This window comes from Ochrobactrum sp. SSR, assembly GCF_030067775.1.
Lineage (GTDB): Bacteria > Pseudomonadota > Alphaproteobacteria > Rhizobiales > Rhizobiaceae > Brucella > Brucella teleogrylli.
The window spans coordinates 1,962,714-1,979,480 of record NZ_CP125969.1 but is presented as its reverse complement, the minus strand read 5'-3'; the positions used below and the strand labels follow the sequence as shown (position 1 = coordinate 1,979,480).

Below are 16,767 nucleotides of genomic sequence, written 5' to 3'. Positions count from 1 at the left end.
ATACATGGAATATGCGAGGAAACCGTGAAGAAGCGGATAAGAGCAAAGCTTTTTTCTTACCCATGGCGGCGCATAAAGAAAAGCCGCCGGATCGCTCCGGCGGCTTGTTCTATTCAGTGTTGTCTGGACACGTTAGTTCCAGTCGCGAATGTCCACGAAGTGACCGGCAATGGCAGCTGCGGCGGCCATGGCAGGCGACACGAGATGGGTGCGGCCCTTGAAGCCCTGACGGCCTTCGAAGTTGCGGTTCGAGGTCGAAGCGCAACGTTCACCCGGCTTCAGACGGTCGTCATTCATGGCGAGGCACATCGAGCATCCCGGCTCGCGCCAGTCGAACCCGGCTTCGATGAAGATCTTGTCGAGGCCTTCGGCTTCCGCCTGTTCCTTCACGAGACCCGAGCCAGGCACGATCATGGCATTGACGCCATCGGCAACCTTCTTGCCAGCGGCCATGCGGGCTGCGTCGCGCAGATCCTCGATACGGCCATTGGTGCAGGAACCGATGAAGACGCGGTCGATCTTGATGTCGGTCATCTTGGTGCCCGGCTTCAGACCCATATAGTCCAGTGCACGCCACTTGGATGCACGCTTGGTTTCATCCTTGATATCATCCGGATTCGGCACGATGTCGGTGACGAAAACAACGTCTTCCGGCGAAGAGCCCCAGGAAACGACCGGCGAAATCTTGGCCGCATCCAGCTCGACGATCTTGTCGAAATGCGCGCCTTCATCCGAATGCAGCGTCTTCCAGTAGCCGATAGCCTGTTCCAGCGCTTCGCCCTTCGGCGCGCGCGGCTTGTCCCGCACATAGGCGAAGGTCGTTTCGTCCGGTGCGATGAGACCAGCGCGTGCGCCGCCTTCAATCGACATGTTGCAGACGGTCATGCGACCTTCCATCGACAGCGAGCGAATGGCGCTGCCTGCATATTCGATCACGTAACCGGTGCCGCCTGCGGTGCCGATTTCGCCGATGATGGCGAGCGTAATGTCCTTGGCGGTCACGCCCGGAGCCAGTTCGCCCTCAACACGCACCAGCATGTTCTTGGCTTTCTTCTGGATCAGCGTCTGGGTCGCGAGCACATGCTCGACTTCCGACGTACCGATACCATGCGCCAGCGAACCGAAAGCACCGTGGGTCGAGGTGTGGCTGTCGCCGCAAACAATCGTCATGCCCGGCAGGGTAAAGCCCTGCTCCGGTCCGACGATGTGCACGACGCCCTGGCGACGATCACGCTCGGAATAATATTCGACGTTGAAATCCGCGGCATTCTTGGCGAGAGCTTCAACCTGAATGCGGCTTTCTTCGTTCTTGATGCCGTTGACGCGATCTTTCGAGGTCGGCACGTTGTGATCGACCACAGCCAGCGTCTTCTCGGGATGGCGCACCTGACGGCCAGCCATGCGCAGGCCTTCGAAAGCCTGCGGGCTCGTCACTTCGTGCACAAGATGGCGATCAATATAAAGGAGGCAGGTCCCGTCTTCCTGCTGATCCACTACATGGTCGTCCCAGATCTTGTCATAAAGTGTACGCGGCGCGCTCATTGCGAGAGTTCCTTTGAACGGTTCTTAATTGGGCCTGTCATATGCACCTGCTGTTGCGTTTCGTCAAGAAACTGAAACAGCAACAGGGTGTCGCAGTAACAATCTTGCGCAAAGCGGGCAGAATTATGCCTGATATTATGCGTCGTAATGCGTTTGGCAAATAAAAAAGGCGGCCACAGGCCGCCTTTTTCAAAGATCTCTGGCTGAAACTTATTCAGCAGCGGTCTTGGCAGCTTCGGCAGCGGCGGCAGCCTTGTCGGCTTCGCGCTCGGCCTTGGTGCGGTTGTCTTTCTTTTCAGAAATACGGGCAGCCTTACCGGTGAGGCCACGCAGGTAGTAAAGCTTGGCGCGACGGACCTTACCGCGGCGAACCAGCTCAACGCCTTCAACGATCGGCGAGTAAACCGGGAATACGCGCTCTACGCCTTCGCCATACGAAATCTTGCGGACGGTGAAGTTTTCGTTGAGGCCTGCGCCCGAACGAGCGATGCAGACGCCTTCATAGGCCTGTACGCGGGTACGCGTACCTTCGGTCACGCGAACCTGAACGCGAACCGTGTCGCCCGGCTGGAAATCTGGAAGCTTGCGCTTTTCTTCGATCTTTGCTGCCTGTTCGGCTTCAAGCTGACGAATAATATCGGTCATCGTCTGACTCCTTCTATGTTCTTCTCAAACAGTCAGAGCGCTCTGCACTTGCCGCCAAGCAATCCTTGGCCTTGCGGCTATGCCCTCGATATCAGGCAGGAGCGGTACACCATTTATTGGTTTACGGACGTCCCGGGCTATGCCCGAACGAGCCATCGCAATGTCGGATTTTTCCGAACAGACGCGCCAATACAGCATCGCGAGGGTTTTGTCACGCCCTGTCAGAATTTTTAATAGCCAGCCGCAATGGTCTATGTCAGAAATATTGCAAAAAATGACGGCTGCGCATGCAAGCAATCGAATAAAGCATAAAGCTAAAATGGGGACAATATGACAAGCAAACAACCGTCACCCTCATTGTATAATGAGGATCTGGCGCCGGCTGTTGAGCGCAAATGGGGCGCCTTCAGTATTTTCAACGTCTGGACATCGGACGTCCATAGTCTGTGGGGCTACTATCTTGCCGCAAGTCTTTTCCTGCTTTGCGGCAGTTTTCTGAACTTTATCATTGCCATCGGTCTCGGCTCTCTGGTCATCTTCTTCCTGATGAGCCTCGTCGGCGATGCGGGCGTACGGACCGGCGTGCCTTTTCCGGTGCTGGCCCGCGCCTCCTTCGGCACATTCGGCGCGAATTTCCCAGCCCTCGTGCGCGGCGTCGTCGCCTGCTTCTGGTATGGCGCGCAGACGGCGGCAGCTTCCGGCGCCCTTGTTGCGCTGCTGATCCGCAATGACAGCATGCTGGCTTTTCACCAGAACAGCCATTTGCTCGGTCATTCGACCCTTGAAGTCATCTGCTACGTGCTCGTCTGGGCGGCGCAGCTCTTGATCATCCAGCGCGGGATGGAAACGGTGCGCCGTTTTCAGGATTGGGCCGGCCCGGCAGTCTGGATCATGATGCTCATTCTCGCCATCTATCTGGTCATCAAGGCAGGCACATTCTCCTTCGGCAGCGAAATCCCGCGCGATGTTCTGCTGGAGAAGACAAGAGATGCAGGCGTATCCGGCGAACCGGGTTCCATCCCGGCGCTGGCGGCGGTTGCCGCCACCTGGATCACCTATTTCGCAGCGCTTTATCTCAATTTCTGCGACTTCTCGCGCTATGCCAAGGATGAGGCGGCACTGCGGCGCGGCAATCTCTGGGGCCTGCCGGTCAATCTTCTGGCCTTCTGCCTCGTGGCCGGTGTCACGACCACAGCCGCCTTCACGGTCTATGGCGAAGTGCTGCTGCATCCCGACCAGATTTCAGCCAAGTTCGACAGTTGGTTCCTGGCATTGCTGGCCGCGCTGACATTCACCGTCGCAACGCTCGGCATTAATGTGGTGGCAAACTTCGTTTCCGCCGCCTTTGATTTCTCGAACACATTTCCGCAGAAGGTTTCCTTCAAGCGCGGCGGTTTTATCGCGGCGCTGATCGCGCTGATCCTCTATCCGTTCGCACCATGGGAAACCGGCGCTGCGCATTTCGTCAATTTCCTCGGCTCCACCATGGGGCCGATCTTTGGGATCATGATGGTCGATTATTATCTGCTGCGTCGCGGACAGCTGAATGTCGCCGATCTCTATCAGGAAAATGGCGAGTTCCGCTTCCAGAACGGCTGGCACGTCAAGGCTTTCATCGCCTTTGCCATTGGCGCGCTGTTCTCGTCGGTCCTGCCGATAGCCACCAATCTTCTGCCGAACTGGTGGGGAACCTATGGCTGGTTCTTCGGGGTCGGCATTGGCGGCGGGGTCTATTACCTGCTTCGCAAGCCGGAAGCTGCCCTTCGCGCATCCGCAAAGCAACATGCCTGAAACAGAAATGCCCGGTGAAAACCGGGCATTTTTCTGCGGGACGATACTTTTCAAGCGCTCGATCAGCTTTTGCGCTTCGTCTCCTGATAGACATCCCAGAGATCGGGACGACGCTCCCGGGTAATCCGCTCGGCCTCAGCATGCCGCCATTTGTCGATGGCGCCATGATTGCCGGATGTCAGCACATCGGGAATGGAACGCTCCTCCCAAACCTGTGGGCGCGTATAATGCGGATGTTCGAGCAACCCGGTCTCGAAACTCTCCGTTTCGCCCGATTGCTGATTGCCCATCACGCCGGGCAACAGGCGCACCACAGCATCCAGCAACACGATGGCCGCCGTCTCGCCGCCCGAAAGTATATAGTCGCCGATCGACACTTCCTCGAGATGGCGCGCTTCGATCACACGTTCATCCACGCCCTCAAAGCGACCGCACAAAATGATCGCGCCCGGACCGGCTGCAAGCTCGCGCACGCGCTTTTGCGTCAGCGGCGCACCGCGCGGCGTCATCAGCAGCATTGGGCGATCATCGGCAACGGAATCGAGCGCCCGCGCAATCACATCAGGCTTCATCACCATGCCCGCGCCGCCACCGGACGGCGTGTCATCGACCATGCGATGCCTGCCTTCGGCAAAGTCGCGAATCTGCACCGTATCAAGCTGCCATTTCGCCTCGGCCAGCGCCTTGCCCGCCAGGGAAACGCCAAGCGGCCCCGGAAACATTTCCGGATAAAGCGTCAGGACCGAAGCATGGAAAAGTTCGCCCGTCATGACTTCTTCGGTCGCTTCTTGGGCTGATTGCCGCCCTTCAGCGGATTGTCGTCTTCATCGGCGATCAGGCCCGCCGCGAAAGGCTCCACCAGAATGGTGCCTTTTTCGAAATCAATCTCCGGCACAGCCGCTTCGGTAAACGGAATGAGCATCGGGCGCTTGCCCTTCTCGCTCAACTCAATGATGTCGCCGCCGCCGAAATCGAACACCGCGCTGACAATGCCATAGCTTTTGCCGTCGGCATCGATGGCCGCGAGGCCGATCAGGTCGGTCTGGAAGAACTCGTCATCGTCCAGATCGTCGTCCGGCAATTGCGAACGGTCGATGTAGAGCGCCGTGCCGTTGAGCGCCTCGGCGGCATTGCGGTCATTGACGCCCTTGAGGCGCACGATCACCACCGTCTTGGCGGCCCGCGCTTCAAGAATTTCGTAGCCCTTGCCCTGCTCATCATAGAGCAGGCCATAATCGCCGATGGACAGCGGGTCTTCGGTGAATGTCTTGATCCGGACTTCGCCGCGAATGCCATGGGCGGCACCGACGATGGCAAGCTGGATCGGATTTTCTGGACGTGGCATGGTTGCCCCTGATCTGGATTCGGGCGCATCGTCCCGACAGTCGGACCGATATGCGCTGCTGATTAGCCTATCGCTTAGCGAATTCAGACCGAAACGCCAAGAAAAATGCACGGTTTCAGCAAAGTCGCCGATGGAAGCATCAAAGGCAACCAGCCGGTAACCTCTGCCTGACAAACTGTCTGCCGAAACTTCAACCGGTAGATTTCAAGATGGCAATGAATGGCGAATTCCTGATTCCCGCCCGTGCAGACCTCGCGGCTGCGCGTGAGGAATGGCTGAAGACATTGAAAGATACGCGCCGTCTTTCCGAGAATACCATCGAAGCCTATGAGCGCGACTCGCGGCAGTTTCTGAATTTTCTCACCGGCCATCTGGGCGAAGCGCCCTCGCTGAAGGATGTGAGCGCCTTGCGCGTTGCCGATCTGCGCTCGTTCCTCGCCAGCCGCCGCAATGACGGCGTAGGCGCACGAACCCTTGGGCGCGGTCTGGCTGGTGTGCGCTCGCTGCTGCGGCATCTGGAAAAACGCGGACTGGCCAATGCCGCTGGCGCCGGTGCCATACGCGCGCCCCGCCAGCCGAAATCGCTGCCAAAACCGCTGACCGCAGACGACGCCCGCCGTGTGGTCGCAGCCGATGGCCAGATGGCCGAGGAGCCGTGGATCGCCGCCCGTAACGCCGCCGTGCTGACCCTTCTCTATGGCTGCGGCTTGCGCATTTCCGAAGCGCTTGGCCTGAAAGGCGACGCGCTAGCCGACAGTTCCGCGCTTTCGATCACCATAACCGGCAAGGGCAATAAGTCCCGCCTTGTTCCTCTGCTGCCGATCATACACCGCGCCGTCGCGCAATATCGCGCGCTTTGCCCCTATGATCTCTCTGCCGACAAGCCGCTATTTCGCGGCGCGAAGGGCGGCGAGCTTCATGCCGCGATCATCCAGCGCGAAATGCAGAAGCTGCGCGCTGGGCTGGGCCTTCCCGACAGCGCCACGCCACATGCACTGCGCCATTCCTTCGCGACGCATCTGCTGGGTCGCGGCGGCGACTTGCGTACCATTCAGGAATTGCTGGGCCATGCCAGCCTGTCCACCACGCAGATTTATACCGGCGTGGATACGGAGCGTTTGCTGGAAGTCTATGACAAGGCGCATCCGAGAGCCTGACCCGGGCACCTTTCACATCGCGGAAGATCGCCTATATTCACTTTATGAAAAAGCTGCTTCTTGTTCTTCTATGCGCCGTCTTCGCCGGGTCCGTCACCGCCCGCGCTGACGAAAAGGCCACCGCCTGCTCCGTTCGCGGCGAAAATCTCGTCGATGGCGTGGAGAAAAGCGATCCCGCCCTCTGGAAAAAATTGCAGGCGGAAGCCGAAGCAACGCCCAACCATCAGGGCCGCCTCTGGAAGATCGAAAAGGACGGCGTAGCGCCGTCCTATCTGTTCGGCACGATTCATCTCAGCGATCCGCGCGTGCTGGACCTGCCGAAGCCTGTCGAAGACGCCTATCGTTCGACCGGCACCGTCGTGATCGAAACCACCGATGTTCTCGATCAGAAGAACTTTCTGCGCCTGAAGCTGGAGCGCCCGGAACTGCTGCTTTTCACCGATGGCAGCACGCTTAAATCGCATCTGCCTGCCGACAGGCGCGACGATATTGAAAAGAAACTGGCCGAGCGCGGCATTATTCTCGATGCGGTCGCCAAGATGAAGCCGTGGGTTCTGACCACGCTGTTATCCCTGCCCGAATGCGAGCGCGAACGCAAAAGCGAAGGTGAAAAGTCGCTTGACGAATTTTTGGCCGTCAATGCAAAGGCGGAAGGGCGCGAAATAGCGGGGCTGGAAACGGCTGCCGAACAGTTCGAAGCGACTGAAAAGCTTCCGCTCGATTTTCACATTCGCAATCTGATCGCCACGGTCGATTACGGCGACAAGTCCGAAGACGCGATGGAGACGACGACCGCGCTTTATCTGAACGGTGAACTGGGCATGATCATGCCCGCGCTGCGACAGATCGTGCCGGATGCATTGTCCGATCAGGATTACGACCTGTTCCAGAAATATCTGATCACCGACCGCAACCACACCATGGCGGATCGCGCCGTTCCGCTTCTGGAAAAAGGCAATGTCTTCATTGCAATCGGCGCGCTGCATCTGCCGGGTCAGGAAGGCGTGGTGGAACTGCTGCGGGCCAAGGGCTATCGCCTGACGGCGCTCTAGCTCCGGCGTGGCTGCGGAACAATCGGCTTTTGACTGCGTTCACTCTCCACACAAGGTTTGTGACGGCTGGATACCGCGCAAGCCCCATGCGAAAACTGGAGGAGCGCGCAATGGTTGATCCCCTCGATCCGCGAAACGACCCCAGAACAAACCCGGTGAATACTGATCCGAGACTGTCGGACCCTTCCGGCATGCCACCGCCACAACGGGGCGGCAGCGGCTATCTTCTGGGTGCTGTTCTGCTCGTTGCAATCATCATTCTCGGCTATTTCTTCTACAATAACGGCACGAGAACCGACATGGCGGCACCACCGCCCGCGACGCAGAGCGAACCGGCCACACCGGCCCCGGCAACCCCTGCCAATCCGCCAGCCCAGAACTGATTTCCAAAAAAAAGGCCCGCTTACGCGGGCCTTTCTGCATGCTCTCTCGAAGAGATTACATATGGATCGGCTTGGCGAAGGTCGCCAGAGCGGATTCGCGCACGGCTTCCGACATGGTCGGATGCGCATGGCAGGTGCGGGCCAGATCTTCCGAAGAACCGCCGAATTCCATCAGTACGGCCAGTTCGTGGATCATTTCACCGGCATTGTAACCGAGGATATGTGCGCCCAGAACGCGATCCGTTGCCTTGTCGGCGAGGATTTTCACGAAACCATCGGTGTGCAGCATGGCGCGTGCACGACCATTGGCGGTGAACGGGAACTTGCCGACCTTGTATTCAACGCCGGCAGCTTTCAGTTCTTCTTCGGTCTTGCCCACGGAAGCCACTTCCGGCTGGGTGTAGACGACGCTTGGAATGACGTCGAAATTCACATGACCGGCCTGACCGGCGATGATTTCGGCAACGGCAATGCCTTCATCCTCGGCCTTGTGCGCCAGCATCGGGCCCTGTACCACGTCGCCGATAGCATAGATGCCTTCGACATTGGTGCGCCAATGGTCGTCAATCGCAACGCGACCGCGTTCATCGACAGTGACGCCTGCTTCCTGAAGGCCGAGACCATCCGTGTAAGGACGGCGGCCCGTAGAGATCAGAACGGCATCGGCTTCGAGCACTTCCGCATCGCCACCCTTGACCGGCTCGAAAGTGACCTTTGCACCTTTACCGGACTTTTCGACGCCCGTGACTTTCGCGCTGAGCTTGAAGGCAATGCCCTGCTTTTCGAGCAGACGCTGGAACTGCTTGGAAACTTCGCCGTCCATCGCACCCAGCACCTTGTCGAGATATTCGACAACCGTCACCTTCGCACCGAGACGCGCCCAGACCGAACCCAGCTCCAGACCGATCACACCGCCGCCGACAACGACCAGATGACCCGGAACCTTGTCGAAGGACAGAGCGCCGGTCGAGGACACGATGGTCTTCTCGTCGATATCGACCTTGACGCCCGGAATACCGGCGACGTCGGAACCCGTGGCGATGATGATGTTCTTGGCTTCGATTTCCTCAACCTTGCCGTCTTCGGCGGTCACGGAAACCTTGCCCTTGGCGACGATCTTGCCGGTGCCGATGTAAGGGGTGATCTTGTTCTTCTTGAACAGGAATTCCACGCCCGACGTGTTCGACTTCACGGTCGCGTCCTTGTGGGCCAACATCTTTTCCAGATTGAGCTTCGGCTTGCCGACTTCCACGCCCAGCGTGTCGAAGGAATGGCCAGCTTCGGCAAACACTTCCGACGCATGCAAAAGCGCCTTGGACGGAATGCAGCCGACATTGAGGCAGGTGCCGCCGAAGGTCTTGCGCTTTTCCACCACGGCAACCGAGAGACCGAGCTGCGCGGCCTTGATTGCGGCGACATAACCGCCGGGGCCCGTACCGATGACAACCACATCATAAGACATTGAATTACCCTTTTCAGTCTTTCCTGAACGTTTTTAGTTTGAGACCGGCATTCGTGAGAACAGCCGGTCAGTTTTCATCCGGGGTGCATCCCTGAAAGCGGAACACTTCCCACTGAAGCGGCTTTTCCGGTTTGGCCGCTCCAAAATCATAGCCGTCGAGCGCCGTCACCAGATCGGGGAACAGCACGGCCTGCGCAGCTGGTTCGTCCGCCTTCGGCAGAACATCAGCTTCCGCGCTTTCCTTCAGCGCATAGATGACGCTCTGCCAGATGCTGCAATCATCGAGGTCTTCCGCATTGGAGCCGTCGCCCTTGCAATTATAGGTGATGAGCGCATAAGGCCGCGCCACACCTTCTTCCGGCCAGATCACCATGCCGCTCAGCTTGAATTCCGGCTTGTCATTGGCCGTGATGGTGAATTCATTTGTCGGCGCTGGCGTCATCTTGAGATCGTTCGACTGCAAGGGCTGGAACGTCAGCGTATAGGCGCCGTCACGATCCTGATAGATGCCGCGATTCTGTGTGCAGGCCGCCTGCACCGCAGTCGAGAACACCGATGCGGCAACGACCGAAGCGGCCGTTATTCTGAGAAGCTTAACTGCAACATGCATCTGTCGGTTCTCCTTGAGTTTTTCCGGCAGCAAATCAATTGCTTCTTACATAGCCTTTTCGGTCGCAAGTTTAAGCCCCAGCGCGATGAAGACAACACCGCTGGTACGATCAATCCATTTCGAAGCGCGCGAGAAGGCCGCGCGCATCTTCGGCGTGGTCATGAAAATGCTGACGCCAATAAACCAGCTGATCAGCGCGGTTGCCATCACAACACCGTAACCGAGCTTCACTTCGGTCGGCGTATGCGCGTGCACGACCGTTGAGAAGATCGACAGGAAGAAGAACACGGCTTTCGGATTGAGCGCGTTGGCGGCAAAGCCGAGACCGAAGGCCTTGGCAAAGCTCTGCTGCTTGCGTGGCTCCTTCGCATCGTTTTCGACATCGATCTTCGTCGCGCCAGCGCGCAGCGCCTTGATACCGATATAGACGAGATAGGCCACACCGCACCATTTGACGATGTTGAACAGATAGATCGACTGAGAAATGATGAGGCCGAGACCCAGAACCGTATAGGTCACATGCATCATCAGCGCGCTACCGATGCCGAAACTGGTGATGATCGCCTCACGGCGGCCATGCATCAGTGACTGACGCATGACCATGGCAAGATCAGCCCCCGGCGAAACAATCGCAAAGAAGAAGATCGCCATCAGAGAGGCCAGTTCGAAGAGATAGGGATGCATCGCTTTTCCTTTGCTGCACTATGCGCGAAGACCCGCGCAGGCAACCATCAAAAAATCAAAGCCAGAAACATGACACCCAGTCCGACCATCGAGCCGACCCAGATCAGCGACCGGATATAGGGAATGCCCGCCAGATAGAGCGGAATATAGACAATACGGCAGGCAAACCAGAGCCAGGCCCCGTAAACGCCCCATTGCGCTGCATCGCTTTTCAGCGTCAAAGCCAGCGCCAGCGCGATAAAAGCCGGATAGGTTTCGCGGAAATTGGCGGATGCCCGTTCCGCACGACCGGCAATCGCGCCGGAAGGCTTCAGTCCTTCATCGCGGGGACCGGCATTCCAGTCTGTGCCGAGTTCTCGCGTCGCCGTCATGGCCTGAAGCAGCACATGCGCCACCAGCAAAACCACGCTCCAGCCGACAAGTGGCAGGTAGGGCGGCAGATAAGGCGAAGAGGAGAAAAGACCCGACTCCATCGTGCAAATCCCGTTTCTCGCAAACCCGACCGAAAAGCCGCCCGATCATGTTCGGGCGGCTTTTTTTGAATTCCAGCTTAGAGATCGAGAACCAGACGTTCCGGATCTTCCAGGCTTTCCTTGACGCGAACGAGGAAGGTCACGGCTTCCTTGCCGTCCACGATGCGATGATCGTAGCTGAGAGCCAGATACATCATCGGACGGATGACGATCTGACCGCCGACGACAACCGGACGATCCTGGATCTTGTGCATGCCGAGAATGCCCGACTGCGGCGAATTGAGGATCGGCGAAGACATCAGCGAGCCATAAACGCCACCATTGGTGATGGTGAAGGTGCCGCCCTGCATGTCAGCCATCGAAAGCGTGCCATCGCGCGCGGCCTTGGCCAGACGGCCCAGTTCCTTTTCCACGCCCGCGATCGAAAGCTGATCGGCGTCGCGGATGACCGGAACCACAAGACCCTTGTCGGTGCCGACAGCCATGCCGACATGCGCAAAGTTCTTGTAGATGATGTCGGTGCCGTCGATCTCGGCGTTTACAGCCGGGATTTCCTTCAGCGCATGGGTGACGGCCTTCGTGAAGAAGCCCATGAAGCCAAGCTTCACGCCGTGCTTCTTTTCGAAGACGTCTTTGTACTTGGTGCGCAGTTCCATGACTGCGGACATGTCGACTTCGTTATAGGTCGTCAGCATGGCGGCAGTGTTCTGCGCATCCTTCAGACGCTTGGCGATGGTCTGACGCAGACGGGTCATCTTCACGCGTTCTTCACGCGATGCGTCGTCAGCCGACGAAGCCGGACGTGCAGCAACTGGGGCAGCAGCCGGAGCAGCCGACACGCCCTTTGCAATAGCGTCGAGAACGTCGCCCTTGAGGACCTGACCGCGCTTGCCCGAACCATCGACCTGATCGGCGGAAAGACCGCTTTCAGCCAGAAGCTTCGAAGCGGCAGGAGCTGGCTGCATGGCCGGACCGGACGATGCGGAAGCAACCGGTGCAGCGGCAGCCGGAGCAGCGGCGGCGGCAGGCTTGGCTTCTTCCTTCTTCGGAGCCGGAGCGGCAGCAGCGCCCTCACCCGAAATCTGGCCGAGCAGAGCGTTCACTTCAACCGTGTCGCCTTCCTTGGCCACGATTTCAGCCAGCACGCCAGCAGCAGCAGCCGGAACTTCCACTGTCACCTTGTCGGTTTCCAGTTCCACCAGCGGTTCGTCGATGGCGACGGCATCGCCAACCTTCTTGAACCATTTTCCGATGGTTGCCTCAGTAACGGACTCCCCAAGCGTGGGAACGCGAATTTCGGTGGCCATGGTTTCTTCTTCCGTTGATCTTCAAACTTTGGATTTTATGTTCAATTCAGGCTGGAGCAGTTTCGAAAAACCGCTCCAGAACTATAACCCGGATCAGTTACCGAGCGCATCCTCAAGGAAAGCTTCAAGCTGCGCAAGATGCTTCGACATCAGGCCGGTTGCCGGAGAAGCGGCAGCCGGGCGGCCCGTGTAGCGGACGCGCTGATGCTTGGCATCGATATGCGCCAGCACCCATTCCAGATACGGATCGATGAACGACCACGCACCCATGTTCTTCGGCTCTTCCTGACACCAGACGATTTCCGCATGACGGAAACGCGACAGCTCGTTGATGAGCGCCTTGGCCGGGAACGGGTAAAGCTGTTCCACGCGCAGCAGGTAGACATCGTCGATGCCGCGCTTTTCACGCTCTTCGTAGAGATCGTAATAGACCTTGCCCGAGCAGAGCACGACACGGCGGATCTTGGCGTCTTTCTGAAGCTTGATGCCTTCTTCGCCCTTGTTGTACTGCGCGTCGTCCCACAGCAGACGGTGGAACGAGGAATCGCCCGACAGTTCGCTAAGGCTGGACACGGCGCGCTTGTGGCGCAGCAGCGACTTCGGCGTCATCATGATGAGCGGCTTGCGGAAGTCGCGCTTCATCTGGCGGCGCAGAATATGGTAGTAGTTAGCCGGCGTCGTAACGTTGGCAACCTGCATATTGTCTTCAGCGCAAAGCTGGAGATAGCGTTCCAGACGGGCCGACGAATGTTCCGGACCCTGACCTTCATAGCCATGTGGCAGAAGGCAGACGAGACCGGACATACGCAGCCACTTGCGCTCGCCCGACGAGATGAACTGGTCGAACACGACCTGCGCACCATTGGCGAAATCGCCGAACTGGGCTTCCCAGAGAACCAGCGCACGCGGATCGGACAGCGAATAACCGTATTCGTAGCCGAGTACCGCTTCTTCCGAAAGCATCGAGTTGATGGCTTCGTAGATCGCCTGCCCCTTCTGGATATTGTTCAGCGGGATATAGCGGTTCTGGTTTTCCTGATCGTAGAGAACCGTGTGACGCTGCGAGAAGGTGCCGCGTTCCACGTCCTGACCGGACAGGCGGATCGGATGGCCTTCCGCAACCAGCGTGCCGAATGCCAGCGATTCAGCGGTTGCCCAATCGATGCCTTCGCCGGTTTCCATCATCTTGGCGCGGTTATCGAGGAAGCGCTGGATGGTGCGGTGGACATGGAAGTCCTGCGGCACTTCAACCAGCTTCTTGCCGATTTCCTTGAGTGTCTTGATCGGAACGCCGGTCTTACCGCGGCGCTGCTCATCGGCATTGTCCGCCGTGCGCAGACCAGCCCAGGCGCCGTCCAGCCAGTCGGCCTTGTTCGGCTTGTAGCTCTGTCCGGCTTCGAACTCGATTTCGAGCTTTTCGCGCCAGTCGGCGCGCATCTTGTCGACGTCGGCCTGGGTCAGCAGACCTTCGGCAATCAGCTTATCGCTATAGAGCTGAACCGTCGTCTTGTGCGCGCGGATTTCCTTGTACATCAACGGCTGGGTGAAGGACGGTTCGTCGCCTTCATTGTGGCCGAAGCGACGGTAGCAGAACATGTCCACGACCACCGGCTTGTGGAAGGTCATGCGGAATTCCATCGCAACCTTGGCCGCGAACACCACAGCTTCCGGATCGTCGCCATTGACGTGGAAGACCGGCGCTTCGACCATCTTCGCCACATCCGACGGATAAGGCGAAGAACGCGAGAAGGCCGGATTGGTGGTGAAACCGATCTGGTTGTTGATGATGAAATGCAGCGTGCCGCCGACGCGGTGACCCTTGAGGCCCGACAGGCCGAGGCACTCGGCAACCACACCCTGACCTGCGAAAGCGGCATCGCCGTGCAGCAGCAGCGGCAGAACCTTGGCGCGTTCGGTCAACGGCACCATGTCGTCGCGGGTGCGGCCGACAAGCAGATCCTGCTTGGCGCGGGCCTTGCCCATGACAACCGGGTTGACGATTTCAAGATGCGACGGGTTGGCGGTCAGCGACAGGTGAACCTTGTTGCCGTCAAACTCGCGGTCCGACGAAGCGCCAAGATGGTACTTCACGTCGCCCGAACCTTCCACATCGTCCGGCGCGTAGGAGCCGCCCTTGAACTCGTGGAAGATGGCGCGGTGCGGCTTGCCCATGACCTGGGACAGCACGTTCAGGCGGCCACGGTGCGCCATGCCGAGCACGACTTCCTTAAGGCCCATCTGGCCGCCGCGCTTGACGATCTGTTCCAGCGCCGGGATCAGCGATTCACCGCCATCGAGGCCGAAACGCTTGGTGCCCTTGTACTTGACGTCGATGAACTGCTCGAAACCTTCCGCTTCGATGAGCTTCGACAGGATAGCCTTCTTGCCTTCCGGCGTGAAAGCGACCTTTTTATCCGGACCTTCGATGCGTTCCTGAATCCATGCCTTTTCAGCCGGATCGGAAATATGCATGAACTCGACGCCGATCGTGCCGCAATAGGTGCGCTTCAGAATGTCGAGCATTTCCGGCACGGTCGCATATTCGAGGCCGAGCACATTATCGATGAAAATCTTGCGATTGTAGTCTGCAGGCGTGAAGCCGTAAGCTTCCGGCTCCAGCTCGTTATAGTCGTTCGGCTTTTCAGCGAGACCGAGCGGATCGAGATTGGCATGCAGATGGCCGCGCATGCGATAGGCGCGGATCATCATGATGGCGCGAACGCTGTCGCGTGCAGCCTGTGCAATCTCTTCAGCGGAAAGCGCTGCGGCGGCCTTGCTGTCGCCTTTGGCAGCCTTGCCCTTCAGCTTGTCGGTGACGTGCTTTTCGACTTCGGCCCAATTACCGTCGAGAGCGGAGACGAGTTCGCCATTGGCGGCAATCGGCCAGTTTTTTCTGGTCCAGCTTGCGCCTTGCGCATTCTTCTTCACATCTTCGGCACTATCGCCCAGCTTCGCGAAGAAATCGCGCCACTGCGGATCAACCGAATTCGGATCATCCTCATACTTGGCGTACAGCTCCTCGATATAGTCGGCGTTGCCGCCATAGAGGAACGAGGTAAGGGCGAAAACGTCGTTGGCCTGTTCTTGCCTTGCCATAACCTAATCCGGAGCTTTGCTCCGTCTCCTTGTCAGTAGCTCATCTGCGCGGGCCGGAAGATACCGAAACCTTCATCCCTCACGCCGCCGGGGAGGAACCACAACAGACCCCGGCAAAACTCGTTTCTACGCGACCCGAGCGATCTGTTCCGACGCAATTGTCAAAACCACCCGGTCTATTTGTTCGACACCGAAGAATGACCGCGAATGCCTGCCATTCCCTTAAAGCCCGGTATCCGGCTTCAGTATGTTTTTGTTATGCCAAACCCGGCAGCGGCTTTCGCCGCCGCCGGGATATTCAAACTCAGTCGGTCTCAGCCCTTGAGGACTTCAACCAGCGTCTTGCCGAGCTGCGCAGGCGACGGGGAGACGCGGATGCCAGCCGATTCCATGGCTGCAATCTTGTCTTCCGCTCCGCCCTTGCCGCCGGAGATCACGGCGCCGGCATGGCCCATGGTGCGTCCTGCAGGCGCGGTGCGGCCAGCGATGAAGCCGACCATCGGCTTCTTGCGACCGCGCTTGGCTTCGTCCTTGAGGAACTGAGCCGCGTCTTCTTCAGCCGAACCGCCGATTTCACCGATCATGACGATCGACTTGGTTTCGTCGTCGGCCAGGAACATTTCCAAGACGTCGATGAACTCGGTGCCCTTGACCGGATCGCCGCCGATACCGACAGCGGTGGTCTGGCCGAGGCCCTCGTTCGAGGTCTGGAACACAGCTTCATAGGTAAGCGTGCCGGAGCGCGATACAACACCCACCGAACCCTTCTTGAAGATATTACCCGGCATGATGCCGATCTTGCATTCTTCAGGGGTCAGGATGCCCGGGCAGTTCGGTCCGAGCAGGCGCGACTTCGAGCGTTCCAGACGCTCCTTGACGCGAACCATGTCCATGACCGGAATGCCTTCGGTGATGCAGACGATGAACGGAATCTCAGCTTCGATGGCTTCGATGATCGCATCGGCAGCACCTGCTGGCGGAACATAGATCACGGAAGCGTCGGCGCCCGTGCGTTCCTTGGCTTCGGCAACGGTTGCGAAGATCGGGAGCTTTTCGCCCTTCGAGCCTTCCCAGGTTTCGCCACCCTTCTTCGGATGGATACCGCCGACCATCTGCGTGCCGTAATAGGCAAGCGCCTGTTCGGTGTGGAAAGTACCGGTCTTGCCGGTCAGGCCCTGTACGAGAACCTTGGTGTCCTTGTTGACGAGAATGGACATGCC

Annotated in this window: 15 protein-coding genes; 4 read left to right on the top strand and 11 right to left on the bottom strand. The window is 58.5% G+C overall.

The window, feature by feature from the left end:
* Positions 1-132: 132 nt before the first annotated feature.
* On the bottom strand, positions 133-1,542 hold the full coding sequence (gene leuC, locus QLQ11_RS09335; protein ID WP_109369957.1) for a 3-isopropylmalate dehydratase large subunit: 1,410 nt from the start codon (positions 1,540-1,542) through the stop codon (positions 133-135).
* A gap of 210 nt (positions 1,543-1,752) precedes the next feature.
* On the bottom strand, positions 1,753-2,187 hold the full coding sequence (rplS, locus tag QLQ11_RS09330) for a 50S ribosomal protein L19 (RefSeq protein ID WP_109369958.1): 435 nt from the start codon (positions 2,185-2,187) through the stop codon (positions 1,753-1,755).
* 330 nt (positions 2,188-2,517) lie between these two features.
* Here rplS and QLQ11_RS09325 point away from each other — a divergent pair, with 330 nt between their 5' ends.
* On the top strand, positions 2,518-3,978 hold the full coding sequence (locus QLQ11_RS09325) for an NCS1 family nucleobase:cation symporter-1 (RefSeq protein WP_283735971.1): 1,461 nt from the start codon (positions 2,518-2,520) through the stop codon (positions 3,976-3,978).
* Positions 3,979-4,040: 62 nt separating this feature from the next.
* Here QLQ11_RS09325 and trmD read toward each other — a convergent pair whose 3' ends face one another.
* Positions 4,041-4,748, bottom strand: coding sequence for a tRNA (guanosine(37)-N1)-methyltransferase TrmD (gene trmD / locus QLQ11_RS09320; RefSeq protein ID WP_109369960.1), 708 nt, complete (start codon positions 4,746-4,748; stop codon positions 4,041-4,043).
* Positions 4,745-5,323, bottom strand: a complete 579-nt coding sequence (gene rimM / locus QLQ11_RS09315; RefSeq protein ID WP_109370331.1) for a ribosome maturation factor RimM — start codon at positions 5,321-5,323, stop codon at positions 4,745-4,747. Before rimM ends, trmD begins: the two co-directional genes overlap by 4 nt.
* 209 nt (positions 5,324-5,532) lie before the next feature.
* Here rimM and QLQ11_RS09310 point away from each other — a divergent pair, with 209 nt between their 5' ends.
* The 3 genes from QLQ11_RS09310 to QLQ11_RS09300 all read left to right on the top strand — a co-directional run bounded on the left by QLQ11_RS09310 (position 5,533) and on the right by QLQ11_RS09300 (position 7,915).
* The gene (locus QLQ11_RS09310; RefSeq protein WP_283735972.1) at positions 5,533-6,480 is read left to right on the top strand and encodes a tyrosine recombinase XerC; all 948 of its coding nucleotides are present in this window, start codon (positions 5,533-5,535) and stop codon (positions 6,478-6,480) included.
* A gap of 44 nt (positions 6,481-6,524) precedes the next feature.
* Positions 6,525-7,532 carry a TraB/GumN family protein gene (locus tag QLQ11_RS09305; protein ID WP_109369962.1) on the top strand — a complete coding sequence of 336 codons (1,008 nt, stop codon included), beginning with the start codon at positions 6,525-6,527 and terminating at the stop codon, positions 7,530-7,532.
* A gap of 110 nt (positions 7,533-7,642) precedes the next feature.
* Positions 7,643-7,915 (top strand): hypothetical protein, encoded by a 273-nt coding sequence (locus tag QLQ11_RS09300; RefSeq protein ID WP_109369963.1) that lies wholly within the window; start codon positions 7,643-7,645, stop codon positions 7,913-7,915.
* Positions 7,916-7,970: 55 nt separating this feature from the next.
* Here QLQ11_RS09300 and lpdA read toward each other — a convergent pair whose 3' ends face one another.
* From lpdA to sucD, 7 genes are all read right to left on the bottom strand, one after another.
* Positions 7,971-9,377: a dihydrolipoyl dehydrogenase gene (lpdA, locus tag QLQ11_RS09295; protein ID WP_109369964.1), complete on the bottom strand. Its 1,407-nt coding sequence runs from the start codon at positions 9,375-9,377 to the stop codon at positions 7,971-7,973.
* A 67-nt stretch (positions 9,378-9,444) separates the two neighbouring features.
* Entirely contained in the window at positions 9,445-9,987 is a 543-nt protein-coding gene (locus tag QLQ11_RS09290) for a hypothetical protein (protein WP_109369965.1), read from the bottom strand.
* A gap of 45 nt (positions 9,988-10,032) precedes the next feature.
* A complete protein-coding gene (locus tag QLQ11_RS09285; protein WP_109369966.1) occupies positions 10,033-10,671 on the bottom strand; it encodes a LysE family translocator in 639 nt (212 codons plus the stop codon).
* 47 nt (positions 10,672-10,718) lie between these two features.
* The gene (locus tag QLQ11_RS09280; RefSeq protein ID WP_109369967.1) at positions 10,719-11,144 is read right to left on the bottom strand and encodes an MAPEG family protein; all 426 of its coding nucleotides are present in this window, start codon (positions 11,142-11,144) and stop codon (positions 10,719-10,721) included.
* Positions 11,145-11,221: 77 nt separating this feature from the next.
* Complete coding sequence (gene odhB, locus QLQ11_RS09275) at positions 11,222-12,451, bottom strand: 2-oxoglutarate dehydrogenase complex dihydrolipoyllysine-residue succinyltransferase (protein WP_109369968.1); 1,230 nt, start codon at positions 12,449-12,451, stop codon at positions 11,222-11,224.
* Between the two features lie 93 nt (positions 12,452-12,544).
* A complete protein-coding gene (locus QLQ11_RS09270) occupies positions 12,545-15,547 on the bottom strand; it encodes a 2-oxoglutarate dehydrogenase E1 component (protein ID WP_109369969.1) in 3,003 nt (1,000 codons plus the stop codon).
* A gap of 314 nt (positions 15,548-15,861) precedes the next feature.
* On the bottom strand, positions 15,862-16,764 hold the full coding sequence (gene sucD / locus QLQ11_RS09265) for a succinate--CoA ligase subunit alpha (RefSeq protein ID WP_104755057.1): 903 nt from the start codon (positions 16,762-16,764) through the stop codon (positions 15,862-15,864).
* Positions 16,765-16,767: the final 3 nt, after the last annotated feature.